Source organism: Gilliamella sp. App4-10 (genome assembly GCF_001690495.1).
GTDB classification, from domain to species: Bacteria; Pseudomonadota; Gammaproteobacteria; order Enterobacterales; family Orbaceae; genus Gilliamella; species Gilliamella apicola_G.
In genome coordinates, this window is sequence record NZ_LZGS01000003.1 from 1 (window position 1) to 5396 (window position 5396).

Consider the following 5396-nt stretch of genomic DNA (forward strand, 5'->3'; position numbering starts at 1 on the left):
AACCAAGAAGAAAGACAACAAATCAGCGCCCTAACCCAACTCGCGACTGGCCTAGCTACCGCCGCGGCCGGTGGTGATATCCAAGATATCAATACTGGCGTTGCTGCAGGGAAGAATGCGGTTGAGAATAATAATTTAGCTAGAGCTGCGTGGTATCTAGTACGCCCAAGTGAAATTGGTGCATCAGTCAGTATTAATGTGGTAGATGTTTTAATGGCTGAAGGTCTTACCGCAGCGGAATCAAAAGCGTTTTTAGAAAGTTTAAATTTGGAACAACGAAGACTAATTGAACTTGCGTTAGTCGATCCAATGGGAGATCAATTCCTTGAAGATGCAGTACTAAAAACTTATGAACGTTATTATAATGATTACCTAAAAGAGAAAGGTAGTAAGAAAGATAATGATAATCCGTTAACAGGAACTGGAAGTAGTTCAGCAGGTGGGGCTTCTGGATTACCGCCTAATGATGACGATGATAAATCTCCAAAAGAATCATCTCGTAATAGCGATAAAAAAGGTGTTGGAGGTAATGGAGCTTCGTCTGAACTACCTAATTTGGATGGTAAATCACCAGAACAAGCAAGAAAAATTTTAGAAAAGTATGGATTTGAAGAAAAATCAATTAGTCCTGCAGGTTATCAAAGGTTTGTTGCTAAAGATGGATCTGAGATTACAATTAATTGGAACAGCGGTCGAACAGTCAGGACACCAGCTCCAAAATATGGACCAAATGGCGCTAGAATCAATAAAGGGCAACGGTTGGATGCAAATGGTAGGGAGATCCCAAGGGATGTACTTCATAATCAACATCCAACTGAGACGCTCAATATTAAATAAGGAGTATAATCTATGTTAGATTTAACTAAATTATCAATTAGTTGGATAGATGAACTAAATATAGCTAATAATCAAGTAAAAATTAAAGCTATTGCTTTAGATAAAATTATACAAATTGAGTGTATTATTATTATTTTTATGTCAGTGTCCAATCAAGATGAAGACATAGGTGATAATGGAAATGTATATGAAATTAACCATAATTATCGCACACTCAATTCAAATGAATTGAATCATTTTGGGTTATGTGATAATTATTCAGAAAATGATTTTTTTAATGTTATCAATGTTTGGGGAGATTATAATATTCGAGTAGTATGTAGGGAAATTAAAGTTATTGAATTAGGTATCTATCCTGAAATATAGTAGCTCAAACCCCAACCCAAACCCAAACCCCCAACCCGATAATCCTAGCTTATGTTAGAGTATTCGTTATTAAAAAGTGGCAGTTAATACTGTCACTAAATCCTGTAATTAATTTTTTAATTGCTAATTTTGGCTTAGCACCACTTAGTCGCCAACACGGTCAGTCATGCCATACTCGGCGCGGTGGTAGCCGAGCTACAAGGCAACTCTGCCCTAGTGGGCGGCTTAGGTGCTGCCGCAAGTGAACGCAGTGCGGATGCTATTGCAGGTATCCTTTACCCTGATAAAGACATCAAAGACCTAAGCCAGGAAGAAAGACAACAAATCAGTGCACTATCACCGCTCGCGACAGGCCTTGCAATAGCCGCTGCCGGTGGTGATATTCAAGATATCAATACCGGGGTTGCTGCGGGGAAAAATGCGGTTGAGAATAATTCGTTACTTGGTGATAGGTTTCGTGAAAAACATAAAAACAGTGTTGAATACTGGAAAACAGAAATTAGAGAAAAAATTGGTGAAAATACAGCATCTCAAATTCTTAATGGGATAATGATGTCATATGGTGATACGGTTGATTTTGGTGCTGGCGCTGCAGATACAGCATTAGATGCTATACTTGCATTAGGAAGTTGTACCATGGGGGCATCTTATTGCGATACTGCACTCGATGATTTAGGGAAAGCTAATAAAACTGCATCAGACGCAATGACTTCATTAATCAATGGTGATACGTGGGATCATGTTCGTGATGTTTTTGCTAAAGCGCAAAAGGGAGAGCAACGATCACTAGAAGAAGTGGCTTCAATTCTAACCAGTATATTAGTACCATCAAAATTAGCAGGAAACGCCGGAAAGGTTGTTAATAAAATTGATGATATTGTTCCACCTAAAACTAAAGCTGGAAAGGGGGCGAGTGCGACAGGACAAGTTGGTAATAATTTAAACATCAATAAATTAGTTAACTCTGCCAATAAGCCAGTAAATGCTCAAGGATTATCTGAGGCGGCTAGAGCTTGGGAGAAACATGCGGGTAGACAAGGCGGAACATTTGAAGCATTGAAAGGTTATGTTACTCAAAAGAATGCGGCAGCTAGTAAATTTGTTAAGGAGGTATTAGAGAATCCTAATACGATTAGAACAGAATTATCTCGTGGTGGCGTTGAATATAGGTTACCTAACGGGCAAGGAATCCGCTATAATGCTGATGGTTCTTTTTCTGGTTTTTTAGATCCAAAAAAGAAATAACTAATAAGGGAATGACTAATTATGAATACTGATTTTGAAATTGATTTTTTTAGTGATAATAAGTATGAAGAAATAACTATTGAAATATCTTACAAAGGACAAATGCTTTGCCAATTAAATAAAGACAAAGGCATTTCTAATATAGAAATAGAGTTTTTCTTTGATTCCAGAATACTAGCAGAGCAGGTAAAACCAAAATTCCCACTTGATGAATTTGTTAATATTTTAAATGAAGCAAAACAGGATCTTGTTACTGCATAAATTGTAGTAGCTCAAACATAACCCGACAATCCTAGCCTATATTAATGTATTCGTTATTAAAAGTGACAGTTAATTCTGCCACTCAATTCTATAATTAATTTTTTAATTGCCAATTTTTGCTTAGTATGCACTTTAGCCATTATTATTTTTATGTACCATTGTATTAAATAATGGCTACCTGTTGTATTGCTTATTATGCCATATCTCCCTCTATTCAAAACATAGAAAATGCATTAATTCACTATTTTTACTTACAAAAAATAATTCAGAAAGATCGTTGATTTAATTAAATTTTTTGTTTTTTTAGCGTTAGCCAAGGGCTTTGACATCAAGGTTGGCAACAACACCAAATTAAAAGCAACTGACAAAGGTACCTTCTTAAACGACGAGCAGTAACAAAAAGTCTACGAAGATGCTTACAAAGAAGCGATGAATCAAGGCATGTCGGCGATGGGCAGTGAAACCCGTCAAGGCATTGACATGGCGGTCAATCTTATCAACGGCATCATCAGTGGCGACATGACAGGGGCGGTTGCAGGGGCACTGGCACCAAAAATTGCCAGTGCCATAAAAAAACAAACCGAGCATTACAACCCTGAAACCGGCAAATGGGAAACAGACCACATTGCCAACACGGTCAGTCATGCCATCTTGGGTGGGGTGGTTGCGCAGCTACAAGGCAACTCCGCCCTAGTGGGTGGCTTAGGCGCTGCCGCAAGTGAACGCAGTGCGGAAGTTATTGCAGGTATCCTTTACCCCGATAAAGACATCAAAGACCTAAGCCAAGAAGAAAGACAACAAATCAGCGCCCTAACTCAACTCGCGACTGGCCTAGCTACCGCCGCGGCCGGTGGTGATATCCAAGATATCAATACTGGCGTTGCTGCAGGGAAGAATGCGGTTGAGAATAATAATTTAGCTAGAGCTGCGTGGTATCTAGTACGCCCAAGTGAAATTGGTGCATCAGTCAGTATTAATGTGGTAGATGTTTTAATGGCTGAAGGTCTTACCGCAGCGGAATCAAAAGCGTTTTTAGAAAGTTTAAATTTGGAACAACGAAGACTAATTGAACTTGCGTTAGTCGATCCAATGGGAGATCAATTCCTTGAAGATGCAGTACTAAAAACTTATGAACGTTATTATAATGATTACCTAAAAGAGAAAGGTAGTAAGAAAGATAATGATAATCCGTTAACAGGAACTGGAAGTAGTTCAGCAGGTGGGGCTTCTGGATTACCGCCTAATGATGACGATGATAAATCTCCAAAAGAATCATCTCGTAATAGCGATAAAAAAGGTGTTGGAGGTAATGGAGCTTCGTCTGAACTACCTAATTTGGATGGTAAATCACCAGAACAAGCAAGAAAAATTTTAGAAAAGTATGGATTTGAAGAAAAATCAATTAGTCCTGCAGGTTATCAAAGGTTTGTTGCTAAAGATGGATCTGAGATTACAATTAATTGGAACAGCGGTCGAACAGTCAGGACACCAGCTCCAAAATATGGACCAAATGGCGCTAGAATCAATAAAGGGCAACGGTTGGATGCAAATGGTAGGGAGATCCCAAGGGATGTACTTCATAATCAACATCCAACTGAGACGCTCAATATTAAATAAGGAGTATAATCTATGTTAGATTTAACTAAATTATCAATTAGTTGGATAGATGAACTAAATATAGCTAATAATCAAGTAAAAATTAAAGCTATTGCTTTAGATAAAATTATACAAATTGAGTGTATTATTATTATTTTTATGTCAGTGTCCAATCAAGATGAAGACATAGGTGATAATGGAAATGTATATGAAATTAACCATAATTATCGCACACTCAATTCAAATGAATTGAATCATTTTGGGTTATGTGATAATTATTCAGAAAATGATTTTTTTAATGTTATCAATGTTTGGGGAGATTATAATATTCGAGTAGTATGTAGGGAAATTAAAGTTATTGAATTAGGTATCTATCCTGAAATATAGTAGCTCAAACCCCAACCCAAACCCAAACCCCCAACCCGATAATCCTAGCTTATGTTAGAGTATTCGTTATTAAAAAGTGGCAGTTAATACTGTCACTAAATCCTGTAATTAATTTTTTAATTGCTAATTTTGGCTTAGCACCACTTAGTCGCCAACACGGTCAGTCATGCCATACTCGGCGCGGTGGTAGCCGAGCTACAAGGCAACTCTGCCCTAGTGGGCGGCTTAGGTGCTGCCGCAAGTGAACGCAGTGCGGATGCTATTGCGGGTATCCTTTACCCCGATAAAGACATCAAAGACCTAAACCAAGAAGAAAGACAACAAATCAGCGCCCTAACCCAACTCGCGACTGGCCTAGCTACCGCCGCGGCCGGTGGTGATATCCAAGATATCAATACTGGCGTTGCTGCAGGGAAGAATGCGGTTGAGAATAATAATTTAGCTAGAGCTGCGTGGTATCTAGTACGCCCAAGTGAAATTGGTGCATCAGTCAGTATTAATGTGGTAGATGTTTTAATGGCTGAAGGTCTTACCGCAGCGGAATCAAAAGCGTTTTTAGAAAGTTTAAATTTGGAACAACGAAGACTAATTGAACTTGCGTTAGTCGATCCAATGGGAGATCAATTCCTTGAAGATGCAGTACTAAAAACTTATGAACGTTATTATAATGATTACCTAAAAGAGAAAGGTAGTAAGAAAGATAA

Annotated in this window: 7 protein-coding genes; all 7 read left to right on the forward strand. The window is 38.2% G+C overall.

The features are described 5' to 3' along the window. The coding region (locus A9G23_RS11115; RefSeq protein ID WP_081296888.1) for a VENN motif pre-toxin domain-containing protein at positions 1 to 837 on the forward strand (837 nt) is incomplete at its 5' end. A gap of 12 nt (positions 838 to 849) precedes the next feature. Next, positions 850 to 1203, forward strand: a complete 354-nt coding sequence (locus tag A9G23_RS01165) for a hypothetical protein (RefSeq protein ID WP_065585887.1) — start codon at positions 850 to 852, stop codon at positions 1201 to 1203. A 183-nt stretch (positions 1204 to 1386) separates the two neighbouring features. Next, positions 1387 to 2448, forward strand: a complete 1062-nt coding sequence (locus tag A9G23_RS01170; RefSeq protein WP_065585888.1) for a VENN motif pre-toxin domain-containing protein — start codon at positions 1387 to 1389, stop codon at positions 2446 to 2448. A 21-nt stretch (positions 2449 to 2469) separates the two neighbouring features. Next, the gene (locus A9G23_RS01175) at positions 2470 to 2709 is read left to right on the forward strand and encodes a hypothetical protein (RefSeq protein ID WP_065585889.1); all 240 of its coding nucleotides are present in this window, start codon (positions 2470 to 2472) and stop codon (positions 2707 to 2709) included. Positions 2710 to 3138: 429 nt separating this feature from the next. Then, positions 3139 to 4326, forward strand: a complete 1188-nt coding sequence (locus tag A9G23_RS01180; RefSeq protein WP_065585890.1) for a VENN motif pre-toxin domain-containing protein — start codon at positions 3139 to 3141, stop codon at positions 4324 to 4326. A 12-nt stretch (positions 4327 to 4338) separates the two neighbouring features. After that, positions 4339 to 4692: a hypothetical protein gene (locus A9G23_RS01185; RefSeq protein WP_065585887.1), complete on the forward strand. Its 354-nt coding sequence runs from the start codon at positions 4339 to 4341 to the stop codon at positions 4690 to 4692. Between the two features lie 183 nt (positions 4693 to 4875). Then, positions 4876 to 5396: VENN motif pre-toxin domain-containing protein (locus tag A9G23_RS01190; protein ID WP_141674883.1), on the forward strand; the 521-nt coding region annotated here is incomplete at its 3' end.